This is a genomic window from Acinetobacter schindleri CIP 107287, from assembly GCF_000368625.1.
GTDB classification, from domain to species: Bacteria; Pseudomonadota; Gammaproteobacteria; order Pseudomonadales; family Moraxellaceae; genus Acinetobacter; species Acinetobacter schindleri.
The window spans coordinates 1-22,511 of the sequence record NZ_KB849576.1; the positions used below are offsets into that span (position 1 = coordinate 1).

Sequence of the window (22,511 nt, forward strand, 5' to 3'; positions counted from 1 at the left end):
CCCAGTAAACGGCGGCCGTAACTATAACGGTCCTAAGGTAGCGAAATTCCTTGTCGGGTAAGTTCCGACCTGCACGAATGGCATAATGATGGGGGCGCTGTCTCCAGCAGAGGCTCAGTGAAATCGAAATCGCCGTGAAGATGCGGTGTACCCGCGGCTAGACGGAAAGACCCCGTGAACCTTTACTGCAGCTTGACATTGAACTTTGATCTTACTTGTGTAGGATAGGTGGGAGGCTTTGAAGTCGCGACGCTAGTTGCCATGGAGCCGTCCTTGAAATACCACCCTGGTAATATTGAGGTTCTAACTCTGTCCCGTTATCCGGGACGAGGACCATGTCTGGTGGGTAGTTTGACTGGGGCGGTCTCCTCCTAAAGAGTAACGGAGGAGTACGAAGGTGCGCTCAGCGTGGTCGGAAATCACGCGTAGAGTATAAAGGCAAAAGCGCGCTTAACTGCGAGACCCACAAGTCGAGCAGGTACGAAAGTAGGTCTTAGTGATCCGGTGGTTCTGTATGGAAGGGCCATCGCTCAACGGATAAAAGGTACTCTGGGGATAACAGGCTGATACCGCCCAAGAGTTCATATCGACGGCGGTGTTTGGCACCTCGATGTCGGCTCATCTCATCCTGGGGCTGAAGCAGGTCCCAAGGGTATGGCTGTTCGCCATTTAAAGAGGTACGCGAGCTGGGTTTAGAACGTCGTGAGACAGTTCGGTCCCTATCTACCGTGGGCGCTGGAAATTTGAGAGGATCTGCTCCTAGTACGAGAGGACCAGAGTGGACGAACCTCTGGTGTACCGGTTGTGACGCCAGTCGCATCGCCGGGTAGCTATGTTCGGAAGGGATAACCGCTGAAAGCATCTAAGCGGGAAGCCTACCTCAAGATAAGATTTCCCTGTGACTTTATGTCACCTAAAGAGCCGTTGAAGACTACGACGTTGATAGGTTGGATGTGGAAGTGTAGCGATACATGAAGCTGACCAATACTAATTGCTCGTGAGGCTTGACTATACAACACCCAAACAGTTGTTGTATAACGCTCAATTGATTCGATATTAAGCAAAACAGCTTGATTTAGTGATTGCTAAAGAACAAACTACAGCAACTCAGATATTTCTATTAATGAACGATGTTCAAAACACTGTTTTGAACGAGTGCAAGATTTGACCAAGCATTGGCATCTAAATAAGACCAAACGCAAAGTCATAAACAGTTGTGCTGGCGACCATAGCAAGAGTGAACCACCTGATCCCTTCCCGAACTCAGAAGTGAAACCTCTTAGCGCTGATGGTAGTGTGGGGTTTCCCATGTGAGAGTAAGTCATCGCCAGCTCATTATTCTAAACACCCTCTGTCAAATGACAGGGGGTGTTTTTTTTATGGCCAAGATTTAAGAAAGCATCTAAATATTAAGTTTTATATAAAGCTACAGCAGAAAATTTGCTCATTATATAAAGTCATAGTGGTTGTTATCTTCTAGGATGAATTCCCTGTAATAGTGGTTGTTATCTTCTAGGATGAATTCCCTGTAATAGTGGTTGTTATCTTCTAGGATGAATTCCCTGTAATCGATTTTAGTAGTGTTTTTTAGCTGATGCTTAAGTGCAGTATCGCTATTAAATACTTCGCTACAGTGCCTAGGAGGGCGGGTGAAAGGTGAATAACTTTGTTTACCTACCACCATGGTGGTAATAAAACGTTTTGCGAGCTATCGGTAGATAGACTTGTAGCTAGATGGACTCAAATGCCTTATATGAAGGGTATTGATATCTACGGTGTATATTTCATAAAGGATGAAAGATTTACATATAAATATTATTTTTTAGTTATATGCTGTATGTTTACATAGAAATAAAAAACCAGCTCAAAGCTGGTTTTTTATTAGATGGATAATTTAAGCAAACACTTTCATAACCTGATCTAGAAGTACCCATAGGATCACAATCGCCACTACAGGCTCTGCAATTTTTGCCCAAGTTGGCGCATTGACTACAACCACATCTTCAACGTCATGTTCTAGGGACTGATTGTTTTGGCTGACCATCTGATTAAACTCCTTCATCGTTGCCTCCAATGATAGCTCTTCTTGTGGCATTGGTTTAGAGCCTTTCAGTTCTAACAGATTATTTGTTGTCCAAACCCAATCATCTGCTTGACCAGAAAGATGCTCGATCTGACCATATAACAGTTCCTGAATACTGTTCAGATTATGATTGCCGGTATCATGTAGCTGTTTAAGCTCTATGAGCTGAAGTTTGAAAATCTCATAAATATTAGCTTCTTGTACTTCACGAGAAAGAGTAGACTGATTGGATTTAAGTGTACTCAGATGACGGGCAATTTCCTGAATATATAGTTCATCAGGATGATTAATTTCATTATAGATCTTATTCGGATTAAGCTTCCATTCACTAACCAGCTTACCTAAAGTCAGCGCACTGATTTCGGCAATGTATGCACGACGTTCCTGCTTTGGATACTGACTTAGAAGCTCAGGCTTTTGAGTTTCTATCTGTTCAACAAAATATTGTACTAAATCAAAAGCCATTCACTTACTCCGTTCTTATTTAATCTAATAACCTGAGGCTTGGTTTTTTCTTTGGTGTTTCAGGTTCTTCTTCAATGTTTGATTTTAAAGCATCTTCTTCAGTTTGTGTATGCTCATATTCATTTGGATCAAAGAATAGTCCCTGACCATTTTCACGTGCATAGATACCCAGTACCGCAGCCATTGGTACATAAATATCACGTGATACACCACCGAAACGTGCTGAGAATGTAATCGCGTCATTGCTCATATGTAGCGCATGTACGGCGTGCGGTACGATATTTAGAATGATCTGGCCATCTTTAATAAACTGTTCTGGAACCATGGTATTTGGACGCGTAGCATCAACCAACAGGTATGGTGTCATATTGTTATCACAGATCCATTCATAAATCGCACGAGACATATAAGGACGTGTAGGCGTGAGGTTGAATTCCTGTTCAGACATAATGAGTACTCGATTAATTTGATAACTGGGCAGCGTAGCGGTTCTTTTCCTGCAACGTCATTGATTTGATAAAAGCAGGACGGCTAAAGATTCGCTGGCAATACAGATAGAATGGGCGGCATTGCTGTTTAGGTAATTCTACACCCATACTGTGCAAACGGATAAACATCGGCGCAAGCATGCAGTCCAAGATACTGAACTGCTCTGACATGAAATAGGGAAAGTGCTGAAATAGTGGCATCAGGGATACCAGAATATCGCGAAGCTGTTTTTGCGCCTGAGCTTTCGCAGCGGGATCTAAAGAATCCGGGTGTTTGAGCATGATATCGGCCAGTTTAAGCCAGTCATGTTCGAAGCGCCATAGATATTGGCGTTGCTCGGCTCGCGGCATCGGTGCATCGGCATAGAGCTTGTTCTGACGATAGCGATCATCAATATATTCAGAAATAATCTGGCTAATAAATAATTTCAGATCATTTTCAATCAGCATCGGTAGCTGATTATAAGGATTTAGACTGGCCAAGTCCTCATCGTCACTATCGACCAAGATTAAATGATATTTAATTTGTTTTTCGGTAAGAACGTAGCGAATCCAATGGGAACGAAAGTCATCGGCATGGCTATATAAGGTGATTCCTTGAAGTGGCGCGCTTTCGACTGACATAAATCCTGAGCAAATTTTAGTGAGTAGAATAGGATACTAAAAATCAACCTAAAAAGCACGAAGCATAAAAGACCAATTGGCTTTTGACAGGGTAGATTATAAGAAAAAATGAAAGGAGCAGAACAAGATGATCATGAATTTAGGTTTAATCATAGTGTTTGTGATTATAGGTATAGCCAACTATTATCTGACCAAGTCCTTCTGGTGTCATGAAGGGGTATGGGGTAAAGATGTTCATGAACAATAATATATACAATTCTATTCAGTGGTAAATTTAAAGCCATAAAAAAACCCTGGAATAAACCAGGGTTTTTTGTCCTATTCGGTAAACGAATTAACGTTTAGAGAATTGAGGACGTTTACGAGCTTTACGTAAACCAAGTTTCTTACGTTCAACTTCACGAGCATCACGAGTAACGAAACCAGCTTGACGAAGAGCAGGTTTAAGAGTTTCGTCAGCTGCGATCAATGCACGAGTAATACCGTGACGGATAGCGCCTGCTTGACCACCGATACCACCACCAGCAACAGTGATGTAAAGGTCGTATTTGTTAGTTGCTTCAAGAAGTTCTAACGGTTGGTTAACAACCATACGAGCAGTCTCACGACCGAAGTATTGTTCTAAAGAACGGTTGTTAATTACGAGTTTACCAGTACCAGCAGATAGGAAAACACGTGCAGTTGCGGTCTTACGGCGACCTGTACCATAGTTTGTAGCCATGTGCTGTATCCCTTAGATGTCCAAAACTTGTGGCTGTTGAGCTGTGTGAGGATGCTCAGTACCAGCGTACACTTTCATTTTCTTGATCATTGCATAACCAAGAGGACCTTTTGGCAACATGCCTTTAACAGCGCGTTGGAAGATCTCTTCTGGTTTGTGTGCAACTAATTTCTCGAAGTTAGTTTCACGGATACCACCAGGGAAACCAGTATGGCGATAGTATTTCTTATCAAGTGATTTTTTACCAGTCACTTGAACTTGCTCAGCATTAATAACAACGATGTAATCGCCAGTGTCAACGTGAGGAGTATAAGAAGTTTTGTGCTTACCGCGTAAACGACGAGCGATTTCCGTCGCAAGACGGCCTAGAGTTTTGCCAGAAGCATCAACAACGTACCAGTCGTGTTGAACTTCAGCTGGCTTAGCGCTGAGAGTTTTCATTAAACCACTACCTATTATAGTTGGTTTGGACGGTAGAATCTGTCCAAACAAAAGGAGACGAGATTCTAAACGAATACGTGAAGAATCACAAATGAAAATTAAAAATTTCAAGCGCTGTATTTTATATAATCTATGAGCATAAGGGAAGAAAAATTAAGCAAAATGCATAAAAATAACTGGCGAGATTTGTAACGCAGATTTCTCTGAGAATCATAACAGTCCAAAACACTGTACAGATCGCTGCACGCAAGCCTGTTTGAAACAGGCTATACTATTGAAGGCCTTAGTGAATAGAGAAGAAGATGCTGCCTTTATATGTCACCAGCGGTGAACCTGCCGGAATTGGTCCTGATATCTGCTTGAGTCTGGCAAATCGGGTTGATGAGCGTCCGATTGTGGTACTTGCGGATCTGGAAATGTTGGGTCAGCGTGCCCAGCAGTTAAATCTGGCAATAGAGCTGATTGAATATAAGGGACAAGAGTCTTCTTCTGAAGAAGGTCAACTCTATGTAGAGCATGTACCTTTAAAACAACAAGTGATATTGGGTGAGCTCAATAGCCATAACGCTGCTTATGTATTGGAACAATTACGTCGTTCAGCTGACTATGCCATGACCGGGAAAAGTGTTGGTGTGGCAACAGCACCAGTGCAAAAGTCAGTCATTAATGATGCCGGAATCCATTTCAGTGGGCATACTGAGTATTATCAGGAATTTGCTGGTGTGCCTCGTGTGGTGATGATGCTGGCAACTAAAACCTTACGTGTCGCTTTAGCAACAACGCATCTTCCGTTACGGGCAGTCGCGGATGCAATTACGCCTGAGCGTCTGCATCAGGTGATTGATATCCTGATTCATGATTTGAAATCAAAATTTAAAATTGAGCATCCGCATATTTTAGTTTGTGGTCTGAATCCTCATGCCGGTGAGGGGGGGTATCTTGGTATGGAAGAGATTGACGTGATCAATCCAGTGCTGGAAACTTACCGTGCTCAAGGCATCAATATGAGCTTGAGCTTACCTGCTGATACCTTATTTACCCCGGAAAATTTAAAAGATGCGGATGCTGTTCTGGCGATGTATCACGATCAGGGCTTACCTGTGTTAAAATCGCAAGGCTTTGGTGAAGCCATCAATATTACTTTGGGCTTACCGTTTATTCGAACTTCTGTCGATCATGGCACAGCACTCTCCCTCGCAGGTACAGGCCTTGCGAAAAGCTCTAGCTTACATGTCGCTGTGGATTTGGCGCTGGATTTAGAGCGTCAGTGATCTCGTCTTTATTACACGTTGGAAATGTCTATGTATCAGATTAATGCCTTAAACCCGAAAGATGAAGGGCATCACACGCGTAAGCGTTTTGGTCAAAACTTCTTACATGACCAACGTGTCATTGCTAAAATTGTCCGTTCCGTGAATCCACGTGCAGGCGAAAATATTGTTGAAATTGGTCCAGGTCTGGCCGCTTTAACTTCACCTTTGATTGGTGAATGTGATGCTTTAACCGTTCTGGAGCTTGACCGGGATTTGGCAGCTGGCTTGCCGGGTCGTGTTCCGCATCCTGAGCGTTTAACGATTGTTGAAACAGATGCATTGAAGTACGACTTCACCAATTTATTTAAAGAAGGTCGTCCATTACGTGTAGTTGGTAATCTGCCATATAACATTTCGACACCATTATTGTTCCATCTCTTGGAATTCGGTGACAAAGTTAAAGACATGCACTTCATGCTGCAAAAAGAAGTGGTCGATCGTATTACCGCTTCACCGAACACCAAAGAATATGGCCGTTTGTCGGTGATGATTCAGTATTACTGCAAACCGACATTCTTGTTTGAAGTGCCACCAGGTTCGTTTAATCCGCCGCCAAAAGTGACTTCTGCGGTATTCCGTTTAGAACCCTATGACGTTAAACCGATCGTGGCGAAAAATGAAAAAGCTTTGGCACGTCTGGTATCCCACGTATTTACCCAGCGCCGTAAAACTTTGCGTAATAGTCTGAAAGGCATGTTGGTTGAAGATGGTTTTGAAAAGGCAGGTGTAGACCCAATGGCACGTCCAGAGACTCTGACACTTGCTCAATTTGTGGCTTTATCTGATCAAATGGTAGCTTAAAAAGAATGACTCGCACTGTTCGATACAATTATGTGATTGGTGATGTGCAAGGCTGTTTTGAGGCCTTGAAGGCATTACTGAAAGAAATCCGCTTTGATCCGGATCAGGATTTTATCTGGTTTGCGGGTGACCTAGTCGCTCGGGGTGAAAACTCGCTGGGCGCGTTGCGCTTCATTAAAAAGTTGGTCGATAATGGTGTCGCTGCAACAGTGCTGGGCAACCATGATTTGACTTTATTGGCTTATGCACGCGGCATTAAGCCGATTAAAGACAAGGACAATGTCCGTGATGTGATTGATGCCATCGACAGTGATGATCTGATTGACTGGCTGCGGAAACAGCCTATGTGTCTGTTCCCGAATGAACAGACAGTGCTCACGCATGCCGGTATTCCTAAACTTTGGGATGTTACCAAGACTGCTGAGTTAGCCAAAGAAGTAGAAGCAGTCATAGGTCATGATGATTTTGAAGTCATGGATGCGTTCCTGAGCGACATGTTTGGCAAAGAGCCAGCACTCTGGTCAGATGAGTTAGAGGGTCATGAGCGTATACGTTGTATCGTGAATTACCTGACGCGGATGCGTTTAACCGATATAGAAGGACGTTTAGAATACAGTTTTAAAGACTCTCTGAATGATCCAATGCCAGAAGGCTTCAGACCCTGGTTTGAGTTTGAGTCGAAAGCTGCCAAGACGCATCAAATTATCTTCGGGCATTGGGCAGGATTACAGGGTAAGACGATTTCCGAACATGTTCAAAATGTCGATGGTGGCTGTGTTTGGGGCAATCAGTTGCTGGCTTATCGATTAGAAGACCAGCAGATGTTCGCGGTTCATAATCCCGTGCTTTAAGATATCCAGAACTAAAAAGCCACGTTTCAACGTGGCTTTTTTATAGCAGAAATAATGTAAATTAATCCTGACGAATCCAGGTCTGACTACGGCCTAATGCCGATACACCGATATAGCCACGTAAGGTGAGACGCTTGCCAGTCGCATTCAGGCGAGCTTTGGCATCATAAACTTTGCCGGTCAGTGGATCGATGATCCGACCCTTATCATAGTTATTGGCTTTACCTACTTGTTTTAAGCCGGTAAGTACATCCATGCCTAGAATCGGTTGATTGGTATACGGTGCCGGGCAGTTGTTACAGCTTTTTTGTGGGGTATAACCAGGGCGAGGCGTTACTTTCACGATTTTACCCACGTAGGTACCGTTATTTTCTTGACGAATTTCAATAATGGCTTTAGGGGAGCCAGTTTTATCATCAATTTGTTGCCAAGTGCCGGTCAAATCCTGTGCAAAAGCTGACACAGTCATACATGCACCCATTAGCATCATTGCGATTTTAGATTTTTTCATATTAATCATCCCCATGTGGTTTGTTACAGACAGTCACTAGTTATTTTTTGATCAGTCTGCACTAAGAATTCAGTTGTGTTTAAGTCCCATGACCGAAACTTGAGTATGGTCATATAAATTTAAGGAATTTCCATCGACAGCGACCTGATTAATCAGGTCATGAATATGTATATCGGATGCTGATTGCAGCGTAGCGTTTCCAGCATGATGTAATGCAGTGAATTTCAATTTGTTGAAGGCTTCTGGCTCCAGTATTTCAAATGAGTACTGAGTGGAGGGCAAATGATCAGCACCTTGTTTTCTTGGCTTATTACCAAAAAGTGGGTGGGATAATGAGTTGCCTAAATTTCTAGATAAGCCACCTCTATTATATTTCGCCGATTTAATCAGGATCATGGCCGGATCTGTCTTGTCATGCATCTGCTGCCAAATATTTATCCAATTCTCTCCACAAGAAATTGGGTTTAAAGCAACACCAGATGTCCTGAAAACATTCATTGTTTTCATTCAATTTCCTTGTATTTCAAAATCAAATATCCATTTGATTTGCTTCACTCTTGCTGTATATGAAGTTTTAATACACAAAGATTAAAAAAATCTGTATGTTTATTATTCATACAACCTTATATAAAAAAATGCAAGTTGAATATAGGCAGAGATTCATACTTAAGTCTTAAAGATTATAACAATATTCTTGTTGGTGGAAACGTGATTTTTAACCCATATTGAATGATGTATAGGAAAGTGAGAGAAAAATATTTAAAATAACTGACCAAAGAGACAGCGTGTAGCCAAGTTGAAAATAGGGGAATTTAGTCATATTAAAACGCTTGAAAAGATTATAAATATATAAAATTACTAAGTTAAAATCTGTCATTTAGGTCAATTTAATTACTGGTATGAAACTTAAATGAATTTATGAAGTGACTAATTTGTCATTAGAATTTAATAGTTCATATTTTTATCTAAATCGATATAAGAATAAAATGACTATATAAAATAGATATAGTCATCTAAAAATGACGATGTGGTCAGATTAAAGATTCTGAAGATATAGAATAAAAGTCGGTAGCCAGAGGGCCGTAAAGACAGCATTCACTGCCATACCAAATGCTGCGTATCGACCTGCAACACTACCACGCTGCCAGGCTTGCGCTGTACCAATCGCATGGGCGGCAAGACCCAGTGCAAGACCAGAAGCACGTTCGTCATTGATATGACGCAGAATGAGGGGGGAAAACGCAGCCCCAATGACACCAGACAGAATTACAATCAGAATCACCAGGCTAATTGGTGCATCCAGTAAAGTCGCAATATTAATCGCAATTGGGGTAGTAACTGCACGAGTGGCAAAGGCCATGATGTCACCGGCTGCCATATGTAACAGATAAGCGAGTCCCATGGGCAGGGCAACTGCACTGATACTGGCGAAGATCAGAATGCCAATCACACCTTTTAATGGCAGGTCATCATAGCGCATCGCTGCCAGAGGAATTGCCAAGGCCACCGTAACATAACCTAAAAGACGGTTAAACAGGGGATTGGTGTCTTCTGTATAATGTTCATAAGGAACACCCAGTACAAACAGAATAGCCAGCACGAAGAACATGCCAAAGACAATGACCGGAATTTTAGGAATCACACGGTTACATGGTTTAGCCGCAAGATAGGCCACTAGCGTGATCAGGAAACCATAGAGTACAGATAACATAATGATCTCCTAAAGCCAGCGCTTGGCCATTTTTGCATAGACCCATAATGGAATGAGCGTACTAACAAACAGAATTAGCAGAAAGGCTGGAATTTTATGCCCCATATGCACCAGCATCATCAATGAGCCGGCACTGACAGGTAAAAATGCAAAGGCACTTTCTTTCATAATCTTGTTATTGGTATCTACCAGTCGGGCAGGAATTTTGCTCCAGCGACGCCAGCTAAACAGGACGATGAGCAGGCTGATCAAACCGACCAGATTGCCTAATTCAGGGTGCTCTAGCTGGGTCATGATCCATACTGCTGCTTCCCGAAAGACAATAATTAGAAGCAGCGTGCCGATCCATGCTGGCCAATCTATATGCTTAATCCAGTTCATTTTAGAGTCTATTTAATTTGATTTATCGAGTTTTAGTCGATCTTACGCGGTATTTCAAATTCTTCAAGTGGCCGTTGAAACTGAACTGCTTGCTCACCCAAAATATCTTCTAGGGATAGATGTGCCTGGCGGATGATCTGTGCCAGTTTCTGTGGAGCAATACTGACCTGCAAATGCAGCTGACCTTGCTCGTCATAATGTTCGGACTGAATCACGTTCAGATCATAAAGTTGATTACGCAGTTTGCCATGTGCAGGCTGTAACTTAAGTTCAAACTTTTGCAGTTCTCCCATCAACGCTTCATGTACCGCCTTACGTAGCAGGTCAATCCCTTCTCCAGTGTGAGCAGACACATACACCCGTTCTGGCTGATTAGGTTTGTGATAGATAATCTTGGCGTCTTCACCGCTTTGGTCAATTTTATTATAGACACGAAGTACTGGAACATTAGCCCCGATTTCCTTGAGCACACTTTCTACTGCATCAATTTGTTCCAGAATTTCCGGACTGCTGGAGTCAATCACGTGTAGCAACAGGGTGGCTTCTAAAGTTTCTTCCAAAGTCGCTTTAAAAGATTCCACCAGGGAGTGAGACAGGTTACGCACGAATCCTACCGTATCTGCCAGTACTACAGTGCCAATGCCTTCCCAGTCCAGACGGCGCAAGGTTGGATCCAGAGTGGCAAACAGCTGATCAGCTGCATAAACATCGCTATCTGCAAGAATATTAAACAGGGTAGATTTACCGGCATTGGTATAACCAACCAGAGAAATGGTAGGTACAGCAGCTTTCTGACGGGCTACACGACCTTGCATCCGGGTTTGACGGACTTTATCCAGTCGGGCTTTCAGTTGCCCCATCCGTACACGCAGCAAACGTCGGTCAGTTTCTAATAAAGTTTCACCAGGGCCACGTAAACCAATCCCCCCTTTCTGGCTATCCAGATTGCCACGACTACGAATCAGGCGAGAAGAAAGATGCTGTAACTGGGCCAGTTCGACCTGTAATTTACCTTCATAAGTGCGAGCGCGCAGCGCGAAAATATCCAGAATGAGTTCTGTACGGTCCACCACCCGACATTTAACAACGCGTTCAAGGTTACGTGCCTGCGCAGGGGTCAGGGTATGATCAAAAATCACCAGATCAGCTTCAAGAGCTTCAACTTTTTCTGCAATTTCCTCAGCCTTGCCGGAGCCGATAAAATATTTAGGATCGGGTCTTAAACGCTGAGCATGCATATGCTCAAGAATTTCTGCCCCTGCTGAACTGGCCAACAGGTGAAATTCTTCTGCATCCAGATCCTCCAGCATCTGCACGGTCACACTGACCAGAATGACACGATCTTTGGCACGATGCTGTTCAAAATATTCCACTCAGTCCACACTCTACTTAAAAATTTTTTTAATAGAATTCATTTTAGTGGAAAAAGACAGGGACAGGTAGCATTGCTCTGTGAGTTTTGGGTTAGAGTGCAGCAACAAAAAGTTGAGCCAGGCCGACTAAAACAGCCGCATAGAATGCGGTTGCCACAAAAATGTATTTCAGTGCTTGTGTGAGTTGAAGGGTTTCAACCGTAACCTTTGGATCTTGCTGCATGATAAAACTTCATAATTTACTCATTCAATGGAAATATAATAATTCATCGTTTAATTGAATAAAAATTGCAAAATTTAATCCGTCTGAACGGTTTTTATAATCAATGCATGTTCAGAATGAACAGTATAGAATGGTAAAGATACGTGAAGATGATGACCTGAATCGACCTGGAAATAGTGATCCTTGTATGCACTCGACTATAAATAATGAAACATCTGAAATTCGTGGTTTAGCAAAATTTTTGCTCTATAGCAGAAAAATGGTTGCCTCTGTCGCAGCGGTGAGTGAAGGGTTCTATCTAGTTTACCGACACGGTTTATACAAGAATCCGAATAATCCACATAACACGCGATATGTGCAGTATTTCTGTCGTCAGCTATGCAAGGTATTTAATATTGAAGTGCAGGTACATGGCACTATTCCACGAGAACCCGCACTTTGGGTGAGTAATCATGTGTCCTGGCTGGATATTGCAGTACTCGGTTCTAGTGCACGGGTGTTTTTCCTAGCTAAAGCCGAGATTGAACAGTGGCCGCTGCTTGGCAAACTGGCGAAGGGCGGGGGAACTTTATTTATCAAGCGTGGGTCGGGAGATTCAGTCCGAATCCGTGAGCAGATTACCGGATTTTTAAAACAGGATATTCCAGTGCTGTTTTTCCCTGAAGCCACCACTTCAGATGGACGTGCAATCAAGAAGGTCCATGGCAGGATTCTGGGTGCAGCAATTGAAGCAAAGCGCCCGGTACAGATTTGTCTGATTTGTTATGTCAATCAGCAGGGGGAACTGGATACAGTTGCGCCTTTTATTGGTCAGGTCGGTTTCGCTGAGCATGTACGTAAAGTATTAGAGATGCCAAATGTCACGGCACATTTAATGGCATTACCGGGCATTTCTACAGAAGGTCATACGGTGGATACGCTGACGCCGTTGGTGCAGGAAAAGATGAATGAAGGTCTGAAGTATTTACAGAATAAGGTCCTGAAAACACCCTTGGAAGTTACTGCATCAGTTTCATAGGTAAAACAAACAGTATCATTTTCCAAAAAACTAAAATGAGCGCTTATTGGCGCTCATTTTTTTATATTTAGCATTCAGTAGTTTATTGTTTTAACCGGTGTGATCCAGGCGTGAACCTAGGGTTTCGAGATGCATCGGGAAAACATTATTTTTACGGTCTTCAAAATAATGACGTAAGGTTCTTTCTACGCTCGGGAATGCCAGCTCTGCCCAAGGAATATCTACTTCGTCAAACAGGCGTGATTCAATGGTTTCTTCACCAGCGCCAAATTTGCCTTCCACCAGTTGAGTTTTAAACAGCACATAAATCTGACCGATCCGTGGAATATTGTACATGCAGTACAGCTGTTCGATTTCCACTTCAGCTTCGGCTTCTTCACGGGTTTCACGTGCTGCGCCTTGTTCCATAGTTTCAAACAGTTCCATATAGCCGGCAGGTAAGGTCCACAGGCCATAACGGGGTTCAATCGCGCGCCGGCATAGCAGTACTTTGTCTTCCCAGACCACTAGGGAACCGCAAATAATCTTTGGATTAATATAATGAATAAAACCACAGGAGCTGCAGACATGACGAAGTTTTTGATCACCTAAAGGTATTTTTTCAGTTGTCTTATGTCCACAGGCCGTACAAAAGTTCATATTCATCATCAATGACAAAAAGTAGACTCAGGATAACTGAAAAATTGAAATTTGGCATCAATTCTATCCTCAGGAATCAAAAATCAGCTATGATGAAATCATAATGAGAATGAGGAAGGCGTGGATGGATGAACGCGATTTAACACACAGATTACAGCAACGTTTGCGCTTTTCCAGGCGGATTCAGCCAGCGCATGCTGCCGTGTTAATTGCGATTACGGATGAGTCGAATCCCAAGGTCTTACTCACCCGCCGTTCGGCTTATCTGTCCAATCATGCCGGTGAGGTTTCTTTTCCGGGTGGTAAGCGTGATCCGCAGGACACCAGCAATATCGTCGTAGCGCTACGCGAAGCCTATGAGGAAACCGCACTAAATCCTTTTGATGTGCAGCTCATTGGTGATCTGCCCATGCAAAAGGCACGAAATGGCATGTTGGTAAAACCGATTGTTGGACTGATTCCACCGAAAGTTCAGCTGGTTCCACAACCTACTGAAATTGACCGGATTTTCTTTGCCTCACTGCGGCATTTACTTGAAGCCAAACCCACACCTTATGAAGTACGCTTTGCCCAGCAGTCGTTATATTTCCCGAGTATGCGCGTGGAAAATGAAGTGGTCTGGGGACTGACTGCGCGTATGCTGATTTCTTTATTTCAGTATGGCCTCGACTATAAAAAAGACTGGCCATTCTTACTTAATTCACCAGCTTTTAAACGATCAAAATTCTTTCAGGACTGAAGAGGATATTCAGGCATGTTGTATAAATTTCAGGGACATTCTCCAAAAGCGCTGCAACAACCATGGGATGGTTGGGTCGCACCCACAGCGACCGTGATTGGTCAGGTTGAATTGGGCAAACAGGTCAGTATCTGGTTTGGCGCCGTGGTGCGTGGTGATAACAGCAAAATCCATCTTGGAGACTATACCAATGTGCAGGAAAATGCCGTGCTGCATACTGATGCGGGGATTGAAATGCATATTGGTGATTATGTGACGATTGGTCACCAAGCCATGCTGCATGGCTGTACCATTGGTGATAATAGCCTGATCGGGATTCAGGCTATAATTCTCAATAATGCCGTGATTGGTAAAAACTGTATCATTGGCGCGAATGCGCTGATTCCGGAAGGAAAAGTGATTCCGGACAATTCTGTGGTGATGGGATCGCCGGGCAAGGTGATAAAAACCCTAGATGAAGATACTGTACAAAAGCTGAAAATGAGCGCACTGCATTATGCCAACCATTTTCAGAAGTTCCAGCCACTGGAACAAGTTGAGCTTTAAGCAACTCATCTACCTGTATTTATTAACCTGGCGATGGCCAGGTTTTTTTGTATCTGTTTCGGGAAAATCTCGCGTAGCGGATATGAGTGGAGTATCATATCCGCGTTTTTTATATTCTCTGAATTAAGGTTGTGCATGAAAGTGCTGGCATTGGAAACTGCCAATGAGCAGTGTTCCGTTTCTGTGATTGATGACACTCAAGAATTATTTTTCCAACTTGATGCGCGCGCAAAGGCACAAACGCAAACAATTCTCCCAATGATCGAGCAGGCTCTAAAAGATTTAAGCCTGGCGGTTTCTGATTTGACGGCGATTGCATTTAGTCGTGGACCGGGTTCATTTAGCGGTGTGCGTATTAATGCCGCGGTAACACAAGCTTTGGCCTGGTCGAATGACCTGCCAGTGGTACCCGTTTCGACCTTACAGGCCTTGGCACAAGCGGCATACCGTTTGCATGGTCTGACCGAAGTGACCGCGGTACTCGATGCGCGTATGAATGAAGTTTATATCGCCAGCTATCAGCTGGATGCTCAAGGCATCATGCAGCCAGTAGATGAAGAACAGTTGCTTGGTTATGAACAGGGTAGTGCCACAGTAAAATTTGTTGTAGTCGGCTCAGGCGCTCATCTGGTTCAATCAGAAGAGACTGAATACAAGAATGTTACTGCGACTGCACAGGATATTGCCACGATAGCGCGTGTGGCAGCAGCATCAGAAAACTGGGTTAGTGCTGAATTGGCACTGCCGGTCTATTTACGCGATAACGCATGGAAAAAAATTCCAGAACAAGGCAAAGCATAATTAATCAGGATTAAGCATGGATCTATTACTGCTGCTGAAAGCGGCAATCATGGGTATTGTTGAGGGTATTACTGAGTTCTTACCGATTTCTAGTACAGGGCACTTGATTCTGGCTTCAGAATTAATGAATTTCTGGACCAAGGAAAAGAGTGATGTTTTCGTGATTGCCATCCAGATGGGGGCAATCGCAGCAGTGATTTATGAATACTGGACACGTCTGTGGGGAGCCGCCACCGGGATTGTCAGTGGTGAGCCACAAGGACGCCGTCTCGGTATTGGTCTGATTCTGGCTTCGATTCCAATTATACTTATCGGGCTGACTTTTGGTCAGACTGTAAAAGAATTGTTATTCAACAATATTGCAATTGCGATTGGCTTGATTGTCGGTGGTCTGATCATTATCTGGATTGAAAAGAATCCACCTCAAGTCCGTGCCCAAGAAGTTGAAGACCTGACCATTAAAGATGCTATCTGGATTGGTCTGATTCAGGTTTTATCGCTGATTCCAGGTACTTCACGTTCTGGTGCTACCATTATCGGGGCGATGTTCCTGGGAGTATCACGTAAGGCAGCGACTGAGTTTTCCTTCTTTCTGGGTATCCCGGTAATTGTCGGTGCAGGCCTGTTAGACTTATACCAGAGCTATGACGTGTTTAGTGGGACTCAGGACTGGGTGGTACTTACTGTTGGTCTTTTAGTGTCCTTTATTTCAGCATTGTTATTGATCCGTGCGTTAGTCGCTTATGTCGCGAAGCGTGATTTCATGATTTTTGCCTGGTACCGTATTGTATCGGGACTGCTCATTTTATTGTTTGCATACACAGGCTGGACATTATGGTAAGCGAGATTCGCTTATACACTGAAACTGCATATATCGAGAAAGCACAGCACTTTGAGGCTGTGCTTTCTTCTCGTGGTGTACAGGTTCAGATTGAGACCGTAGAAAAACTCAATGCGCGTTTCTTTCGCCTGAATCCCGAACTGGCACTGTGTGTTGATGCGGACGGTTTATGGCTATCTGCCAATGGCATGAAAATGCAACCGGACTGGAAAGCGGAAGTGGGGCGTTTAAAACGTGCTTCACTGAAGTCGGAAATGATTGCACGTGCTTGCAACTTGGGTGAAAAGCCGACCCTAATTGATGCGACTGCCGGTCTTGGTCATGACAGCCTGTTGATGGCACATCTTGGTGCGCATGTCACTCTGGTCGAACGTCATCCGATTCTGTTTACCTTGCTGGAAGATACCCATACGCGTGCGCAGAATGATGCTTTCCTGAATCCGGTTGTATCGCGTATTCATCTGGTCTTCTCTGATTCTGCTGACTATTTAATCCAGCAGGCAGCAGAAAACGCCGTGGTGGATGTCGTTTATCTGGATCCGATGTTCCCGCAGCGTGACCAGAATCAGCAGGCACCCAAGAAACAGGCACAGGTGAAAAAACAGATGCAGCTATTGCATATGCTCTTGCCTGAAGATGGTGAAATGGACCTTGGCGATAACCTGCTAGAACTGGCACAGAAAATTGCTAAACGGGTGGTGGTGAAACGTCCACGTCTTGCCGTTTTTCTGGCTGATAAAGCACCCGATCATCAATGGCAAGGGGATGCTTGTCGCTTTGATGCGTATTTTCAGCATGATCTTGTAGCTGAATAAGATAATTGCTTCAAAATTCGCCAAGGATTTGTTATATAGTTAAAAATAGCATTGATAAAAGTCCTATCAAGCATAAACTTATTCTGCGAATTAGCGAGCCACTTGATCTCCCCGAAATCCTATGATCGACTTCAAACCATCCATTAATTTTTGGCACGATTTTAAGAGCAATCAAATTGCCGGAATATGGTTGTTTCTGGGGTCGAGGCGTTCCCTGCAAATGGTACGTCCCTCCATTCTTCAACTGGTGTTCTGGGGCATTCTGGGTGGTTGTGCCAACAGCCTGTTCAGCTGGCTCAGTTCAGGCCGGATTGGGGAATTTAACTCCCAAGGTCTGGTTAGCTACGCACTCTGGCCTTTTATTGCCCTGATTGTCGGGATTTTTCTGTCACAGCGGATCAATAATCCGCGTTTGATGCTGGTGCCGGCCTTGCTCTGGCTGGTACTGGATACGCACATCATGCTATTTCAGTGTCTGATTCAGTATCTGGGCGATCTCGACTATCTGCCATATATTCTGTATGACTATATCCCGACCTTATTTGTGATGCTGTTTGTCTGGCAAAGTCTGGCTGTGGTCTGGGTATTCTCACGTGAGCTGAAATGGCCGTGGTGGGAACGGGCACTCATTATGCTGGCAACCCTGTTTACCTTGGTCGTTTGGCAAATATCTGTCAAAGATCAGCCGATCTGGAAAGTAGAAGAAGTCCCGCCAAGTTTTGCTGAAGATGCCTTCTATGCACAACCTAATTTACTAAACAAAGCGCTGGATTCTATTGAATATGGCGAGTTTGCGCAGTCACACTGGTATTTTGTGGGTGTGGCAGGTGCAAGCTATCAAGATGTATTCTATTCAGAGATTGAACGGATCAAGGAACAGTTTGATACCCGCTTTGGAACCTTTGGGCGTTCGATTGCCTTGGTAAATCATCCAGCAGCTCGCACCGAGATGCCAATTGCTTCCAAAACCAGTATGGAACTGGCTTTACGCCGTATTGGCCAGCAGATGAATCGCGAAAGTGATGTGCTCTTCCTGTACATGACCTCGCATGGTTTGCCAAACGTATTTGAAATGGAAAATGCACCGCTAGATCTGGCACAGGTCGATCCAAAGTGGCTGCGTGACACGCTGGATGCATCCGGTATCCGCTGGCGAGTTATTGTGATTTCTGCCTGTTACTCCGGCAGTTTTGTTTCTGCACTGCAAAATGAAAATACCTTGATCATCACCGCTTCAGCAGCAGATCGCCAGTCCTTTGGCTGCTCGAATGAAGCCGACTATACCTACTTTGGCCGTGCCTTCTTTGATGAAGCGATGCGTGAGCAGGACAGCTTAAAGGAAGCTTTTACACAAGCCAGCCAGACGGTAGCGAAGTGGGAAAGTGCACAAGGCTTTGAACCGTCTGAACCACAGTGGGTTATCGGTAAGAATATGGAATTGATGTTACCTCAGCTTGAACAACGTCTTTTCCCGCCAGCGACAATAGCTTCAGCTTCCCAGTCAGTCGCTTTGGCGCCCTAAACTGATCAATGACTTTAGAAAATACAAAAAGGAATCATGATGGAACTGCTACAGAATAATAGAAGTTTTGAAGGTGAACAGCGAATCTATCGCTTTGATTCTAAAGTGCTAAAAAATTCAGCGCGCTTTGGTATATTTCTGCCGCCGCAAGCCTTGGCAGGACAAAGCTGCCCAGCGTTATTCTATTTGGCAGGTCTGACCTGTACTGAAGAAACCTTTGCGATTAAAGCGCATGCGCAGCGTCTGGCAGCACAGCTTGGCTTAATCCTGATTACGCCAGATACCTCGCCACGTGGTGAAGGGGTAGCTGAAGGGGATAACTGGGACATCGGACAGGGTGCCGGTTTCTATATCAATGCAACGCAGTTTCCTTGGGCTGAACACTTCCAGATGGAAAGCTTCATCATGAATGAGCTTTATCCCTTGGTAAATGAAGAATTTGAAATTCAGCCGGGCAAAATCGGTATTTTTGGACATTCGATGGGCGGTCATGGTGCCTTAACCTTGGCATTTAAATATCCAGAAAAATTTGTCTCTGTTTCTGCCTTCGCTCCGATCTGTGCACCAAGCCAATGCCCTTGGGGTGAAAAGGCCTTTAGCAATTATTTAGGTGAAGATCGTGCAGAATGGGCCAAACATGATGCGACTGAACTGGTCAAAGCCAAAGGCGCACTTTATCCGGATATCCTGATTGACCAAGGCTTTAATGATCAGTTCTATAGCCAGCTGAATCCTGCCTTATTCCAGCAAGCTTGTGATGCCGTGGGACAAAAGCTTACCTTACGTGAACATCAGGGCTATGATCACGGTTATTACTTTATTCAAAGCTTTGTTGATGACCATCTACAGTTCCATGCGGTACAGCTCGAAAACTGATTTTTAGCTATAATCAAAAGCAAATGACTCATGACATGGATGCAAATATACATGACATCCATGTCTGATCATGCGCTATACTTGCAAAGATTTATATAATAAAAACAAGGCAGTTTATGCAAAATACCAGTGATATAGACGCATCTACAATTCCTCCAGTCATTCCACCATTCCCACCTGATATTTCAGCCATGCCGGAAGTAAGACCTATACGGGTAGGCGAATTACAGTATTTTCGTTTTCATGGGACTGCCAGTGAATATTTCGGTATCTGGATTGTGAATATCCTGCTGACGATAGTCACTTTAGGATTGTATTCACCTTGGGCCAAGGTACGCCGTCTGCGTTATTTTTATGGTAATACTGAATTTGTACAACGCCGTTTCGACTTTACCGGGGTACCAGTCAAAATTTTGATGGGGCGTCTGATTGCGCTAGGACTATATTTTGCCATTTCGATTGCTTCAAACCTGTCTACTACAGCGACACTGGTCGGGTTACTGATTCTTTATCTGGCAGTGCCCTGGCTGATTCGGGCGACACTACGATTTAATGCCCGCAACAGTAAATTTGGCAATGCCCGGTTTTATTTTGGCGGTACCAATAAGGAAGCTTACTGGACCTTTATCAAAGCCATCCTGATTTATATCCTGACCCTAGGGATCTTTTTCCCGGTATTGGTCTGGCTATATAAACGTTATTGCTTTGATCATCTCTATGCAGGCCAGTTGAAATTCAAGCTGAATGCCACATGGGGCGATTACATGAAGGCCATGTATGTCCCATTGTTTATTTTCATGGGTTTTCTGGTTGCGGTGATGATCTTTGGCATAGGTTCCAGTTTTGCCAATCTTGGCAATCCTGGAGTTTTAAGCTCGCTAATCGGCTGGATTGTGGCGATTTATCTATTTGGTTTTTTCATCATTTTCCCCCTGATGCAGGCCCGGATTTTTATTACCACCTGGAACAATACATCTATCAGTCGTAGCCAGTTCAAGACCGAGTGTACCCAATGGCACTATACCTGGATTCTGGTGACTAACTGGATCGCACGTATTCTGAGTTTAGGTTTGCTTACACCATGGGCAGCGATTCGTCTATATCGCTATCAGGTGGAATCATTAACCCTGAATTTACGTAATGATCCGGACATGATGATGAACAGAGCACAGCAGGATCACAGTGCGCTGGCAGAAGAGATCAGTGACATCTTCGATATTGATGTGTCGTTATAACAGGAGAAAAGTATGTCTACTCAGGTCACTGACGTCATTTTCTATGATGGCATTATCTCAAAACCGCAACCGGCGCAGGTGTCCCGGATTGATGATCAGTCGGTACTGATTCGTTATGGCGAAGCTTATGCACAGCAGCGGCGTTATCTGTATGCAGACATGCAGCTGATTGGAGCACTTGGAAAAATTCAGCCAGTGATTGAACTCCAAGATGATGCCCGCCTGGAGTTTTCTTCTGAGCTGCCAGAATGGTTTAATTTACAGCGTAAGGGATTACAGCACTCGATCTGGAAACTGGAACGCACCCCGGCTTTAATTCTGTTTAGTGTGGCATTTGTACTGGCACTGGGTTTTGCGACAATTAAATGGGGCATTCCAGCAGCTTCCTATCATGTGGCTCATCATCTGCCTGCCAACACTTTGACGCGTATGGGCGATGAAGCAGAAAGCTATGTCCTGAAGATGACTGAAGACACTAAACTGCCTAAGGCACGTCAGCAGACGATAGTAGCTCAATATCAACAACTGGTTGCAGGAGATCAGCCGGCGAAAGTGGTGTTCCGTCAAGGTGGAGCAATCGGTGCCAATGCACTGGCGATTCCAAACAATACCATTATCCTGACTGATGAACTGGTCGCACTGGCTCAGGATGATCGGGAAATTATGGGGGTGTTGGCACATGAACAGGGCCATCTGGTACAGCGGCATAGCCTGCAACAGGCACTTTCCAGTTTAGGGTTTAGCGTAATTTTAATCATGATTACCGGTGATGGTTCAGACCTGCTTACCAATTTACCGGTGGCCATGGTCGGCGCCAGCTATTCGCGTAATTTTGAGGCTGAAGCAGATGACTATGCTTTAAATGCGATGCAGGCTCAGCATATCCCTACCATTCATTTTGCCAACTTCCTAGAACGCTTGGCTAAAGACAGTGGGGAAGATAAGGAGGCCGAAAGCTCAGTATGGGATTTCTTTAGTAGCCATCCTGCAACACAAGAGCGGATTAAGGCGGTAAAAGCATTTGAGGCAGAACATACACTACGACAGCCCTGAGGCTTAGAGTTGCTGAATTTGCCATTCTGCCTGTAAAGGCTCCTGACCCATCCGTTCGAGATGCTCAATGACCACCTGCTGTAGTCGCGGCAGGTCGACATCTTCCTGCTGTGCCCGAATCTGTACCCGTAAATGCTGATCCGTAGGTATCATTTCCACCATCGCATTCGGCATGTGAATTTGAATATTCTGTTCAGTCGAGGCCACTTCAAATTTGTGTTGCCAATGTTTCATTAACCGTAAGGCAATACGTTGAGCTTGTAAGGTCGGAATATCAGCATAACTTTCTTGCATGGTTTGAATGATCTTGTTGAGAGGTATTCATCATAGGCGGGAGCATCCATAACCGGCAAGTCTTGTCCTATAACAATTTGTTAAGCGGATGCGATTATTCAGGCGAACAGACGCAGGCGCAAATACAATTTGTTATAATGCGGTAT

26 protein-coding genes and 2 rRNA genes are annotated in these 22,511 nt (G+C 44.1%); 15 read left to right on the plus strand and 13 right to left on the minus strand.

The window, feature by feature from the left end; translation table 11 throughout:
- Positions 1 to 1,012: ribosomal RNA gene (locus F955_RS07570) — 23S ribosomal RNA — on the plus strand; the annotation flags it as partial.
- A gap of 206 nt (positions 1,013 to 1,218) precedes the next feature.
- A 5S ribosomal RNA gene (gene rrf / locus F955_RS07575) occupies positions 1,219 to 1,333 on the plus strand.
- A gap of 561 nt (positions 1,334 to 1,894) precedes the next feature.
- Here the strand turns inward: rrf and F955_RS07580 are convergent.
- From F955_RS07580 to rplM, 5 genes are all read right to left on the minus strand, one after another.
- Positions 1,895 to 2,548, minus strand: coding sequence for a hypothetical protein (locus F955_RS07580; RefSeq protein WP_004811309.1), 654 nt, complete (start codon positions 2,546 to 2,548; stop codon positions 1,895 to 1,897).
- 19 nt (positions 2,549 to 2,567) lie between these two features.
- The gene (locus F955_RS07585; protein ID WP_004811307.1) at positions 2,568 to 2,996 is read right to left on the minus strand and encodes a ClpXP protease specificity-enhancing factor; all 429 of its coding nucleotides are present in this window, start codon (positions 2,994 to 2,996) and stop codon (positions 2,568 to 2,570) included.
- 13 nt (positions 2,997 to 3,009) lie between these two features.
- Positions 3,010 to 3,660 carry a glutathione S-transferase N-terminal domain-containing protein gene (locus F955_RS07590; RefSeq protein WP_004811304.1) on the minus strand — a complete coding sequence of 217 codons (651 nt, stop codon included), beginning with the start codon at positions 3,658 to 3,660 and terminating at the stop codon, positions 3,010 to 3,012.
- Positions 3,661 to 3,994: 334 nt separating this feature from the next.
- Entirely contained in the window at positions 3,995 to 4,381 is a 387-nt protein-coding gene (gene rpsI / locus F955_RS07595) for a 30S ribosomal protein S9 (protein ID WP_004811301.1), read from the minus strand.
- Between the two features lie 12 nt (positions 4,382 to 4,393).
- On the minus strand, positions 4,394 to 4,822 hold the full coding sequence (gene rplM / locus F955_RS07600) for a 50S ribosomal protein L13 (protein WP_004811299.1): 429 nt from the start codon (positions 4,820 to 4,822) through the stop codon (positions 4,394 to 4,396).
- 302 nt (positions 4,823 to 5,124) lie between these two features.
- Between rplM and pdxA the strand changes: the two genes are divergently transcribed.
- From pdxA to F955_RS07615, 3 genes are read left to right on the plus strand one after another with little or no spacing between them, the layout of a single operon-like run.
- Positions 5,125 to 6,093 carry a 4-hydroxythreonine-4-phosphate dehydrogenase PdxA gene (gene pdxA / locus F955_RS07605; RefSeq protein ID WP_004893217.1) on the plus strand — a complete coding sequence of 323 codons (969 nt, stop codon included), beginning with the start codon at positions 5,125 to 5,127 and terminating at the stop codon, positions 6,091 to 6,093.
- Positions 6,094 to 6,123: 30 nt separating this feature from the next.
- The gene (gene rsmA / locus F955_RS07610; protein ID WP_004811295.1) at positions 6,124 to 6,936 is read left to right on the plus strand and encodes a 16S rRNA (adenine(1518)-N(6)/adenine(1519)-N(6))-dimethyltransferase RsmA; all 813 of its coding nucleotides are present in this window, start codon (positions 6,124 to 6,126) and stop codon (positions 6,934 to 6,936) included.
- A gap of 5 nt (positions 6,937 to 6,941) precedes the next feature.
- Positions 6,942 to 7,787, plus strand: a complete 846-nt coding sequence (locus F955_RS07615; protein ID WP_004893218.1) for a symmetrical bis(5'-nucleosyl)-tetraphosphatase — start codon at positions 6,942 to 6,944, stop codon at positions 7,785 to 7,787.
- 61 nt (positions 7,788 to 7,848) lie between these two features.
- Here the strand turns inward: F955_RS07615 and F955_RS07620 are convergent, their stop codons facing one another.
- From F955_RS07620 to F955_RS16980, 6 genes are all read right to left on the minus strand, one after another.
- Entirely contained in the window at positions 7,849 to 8,298 is a 450-nt protein-coding gene (locus F955_RS07620) for a DUF2147 domain-containing protein (RefSeq protein WP_004893219.1), read from the minus strand.
- Positions 8,299 to 8,367: 69 nt separating this feature from the next.
- Positions 8,368 to 8,805 carry a hypothetical protein gene (locus F955_RS07625; RefSeq protein WP_004893222.1) on the minus strand — a complete coding sequence of 146 codons (438 nt, stop codon included), beginning with the start codon at positions 8,803 to 8,805 and terminating at the stop codon, positions 8,368 to 8,370.
- 529 nt (positions 8,806 to 9,334) lie between these two features.
- Positions 9,335 to 10,009 (minus strand): LrgB family protein, encoded by a 675-nt coding sequence (locus tag F955_RS07630; RefSeq protein WP_004811286.1) that lies wholly within the window; start codon positions 10,007 to 10,009, stop codon positions 9,335 to 9,337.
- A 9-nt stretch (positions 10,010 to 10,018) separates the two neighbouring features.
- Positions 10,019 to 10,390, minus strand: a complete 372-nt coding sequence (locus tag F955_RS07635) for a hypothetical protein (protein ID WP_004811284.1) — start codon at positions 10,388 to 10,390, stop codon at positions 10,019 to 10,021.
- A 32-nt stretch (positions 10,391 to 10,422) separates the two neighbouring features.
- Positions 10,423 to 11,763, minus strand: a complete 1,341-nt coding sequence (hflX, locus tag F955_RS07640) for a ribosome rescue GTPase HflX (RefSeq protein ID WP_004893227.1) — start codon at positions 11,761 to 11,763, stop codon at positions 10,423 to 10,425.
- Positions 11,764 to 11,854: 91 nt separating this feature from the next.
- Positions 11,855 to 11,986, minus strand: coding sequence for a hypothetical protein (locus F955_RS16980; RefSeq protein WP_004893229.1), 132 nt, complete (start codon positions 11,984 to 11,986; stop codon positions 11,855 to 11,857).
- 187 nt (positions 11,987 to 12,173) lie between these two features.
- Between F955_RS16980 and F955_RS07645 the strand changes: the two genes are divergently transcribed.
- The gene (locus F955_RS07645) at positions 12,174 to 13,004 is read left to right on the plus strand and encodes a lysophospholipid acyltransferase family protein (RefSeq protein WP_026056800.1); all 831 of its coding nucleotides are present in this window, start codon (positions 12,174 to 12,176) and stop codon (positions 13,002 to 13,004) included.
- Between the two features lie 90 nt (positions 13,005 to 13,094).
- Here F955_RS07645 and F955_RS07650 read toward each other — a convergent pair whose 3' ends face one another.
- On the minus strand, positions 13,095 to 13,643 hold the full coding sequence (locus tag F955_RS07650; protein WP_008304383.1) for an NUDIX hydrolase: 549 nt from the start codon (positions 13,641 to 13,643) through the stop codon (positions 13,095 to 13,097).
- A 124-nt stretch (positions 13,644 to 13,767) separates the two neighbouring features.
- Between F955_RS07650 and F955_RS07655 the strand changes: the two genes are divergently transcribed.
- The 9 genes from F955_RS07655 to F955_RS07695 all read left to right on the plus strand — a co-directional run bounded on the left by F955_RS07655 (position 13,768) and on the right by F955_RS07695 (position 22,071).
- A complete protein-coding gene (locus tag F955_RS07655; protein WP_004893234.1) occupies positions 13,768 to 14,382 on the plus strand; it encodes an NUDIX hydrolase in 615 nt (204 codons plus the stop codon).
- Between the two features lie 15 nt (positions 14,383 to 14,397).
- Positions 14,398 to 14,928: a gamma carbonic anhydrase family protein gene (locus tag F955_RS07660; protein WP_004893238.1), complete on the plus strand. Its 531-nt coding sequence runs from the start codon at positions 14,398 to 14,400 to the stop codon at positions 14,926 to 14,928.
- Positions 14,929 to 15,063: 135 nt separating this feature from the next.
- Positions 15,064 to 15,729: a tRNA (adenosine(37)-N6)-threonylcarbamoyltransferase complex dimerization subunit type 1 TsaB gene (tsaB, locus tag F955_RS07665; RefSeq protein WP_004893243.1), complete on the plus strand. Its 666-nt coding sequence runs from the start codon at positions 15,064 to 15,066 to the stop codon at positions 15,727 to 15,729.
- Positions 15,730 to 15,745: 16 nt separating this feature from the next.
- Entirely contained in the window at positions 15,746 to 16,570 is an 825-nt protein-coding gene (locus F955_RS07670) for an undecaprenyl-diphosphate phosphatase (protein WP_004893246.1), read from the plus strand.
- Positions 16,564 to 17,385: a class I SAM-dependent methyltransferase gene (locus F955_RS07675; protein ID WP_004893249.1), complete on the plus strand. Its 822-nt coding sequence runs from the start codon at positions 16,564 to 16,566 to the stop codon at positions 17,383 to 17,385. Before F955_RS07670 ends, F955_RS07675 begins: the two co-directional genes overlap by 7 nt.
- A 121-nt stretch (positions 17,386 to 17,506) precedes the next feature.
- On the plus strand, positions 17,507 to 18,907 hold the full coding sequence (locus F955_RS07680) for a C13 family peptidase (protein WP_034429690.1): 1,401 nt from the start codon (positions 17,507 to 17,509) through the stop codon (positions 18,905 to 18,907).
- A 39-nt stretch (positions 18,908 to 18,946) separates the two neighbouring features.
- A complete protein-coding gene (gene fghA, locus F955_RS07685; protein ID WP_004893253.1) occupies positions 18,947 to 19,783 on the plus strand; it encodes an S-formylglutathione hydrolase in 837 nt (278 codons plus the stop codon).
- A 116-nt stretch (positions 19,784 to 19,899) separates the two neighbouring features.
- Positions 19,900 to 21,018 (plus strand): YjgN family protein, encoded by a 1,119-nt coding sequence (locus F955_RS07690; protein WP_004893261.1) that lies wholly within the window; start codon positions 19,900 to 19,902, stop codon positions 21,016 to 21,018.
- Between the two features lie 12 nt (positions 21,019 to 21,030).
- Positions 21,031 to 22,071: a M48 family metallopeptidase gene (locus tag F955_RS07695; RefSeq protein WP_004893264.1), complete on the plus strand. Its 1,041-nt coding sequence runs from the start codon at positions 21,031 to 21,033 to the stop codon at positions 22,069 to 22,071.
- A gap of 3 nt (positions 22,072 to 22,074) precedes the next feature.
- Here the strand turns inward: F955_RS07695 and F955_RS07700 are convergent, their stop codons facing one another.
- A complete protein-coding gene (locus tag F955_RS07700; protein WP_004893266.1) occupies positions 22,075 to 22,365 on the minus strand; it encodes a DUF2218 domain-containing protein in 291 nt (96 codons plus the stop codon).
- Positions 22,366 to 22,511 lie beyond the last annotated feature (146 nt).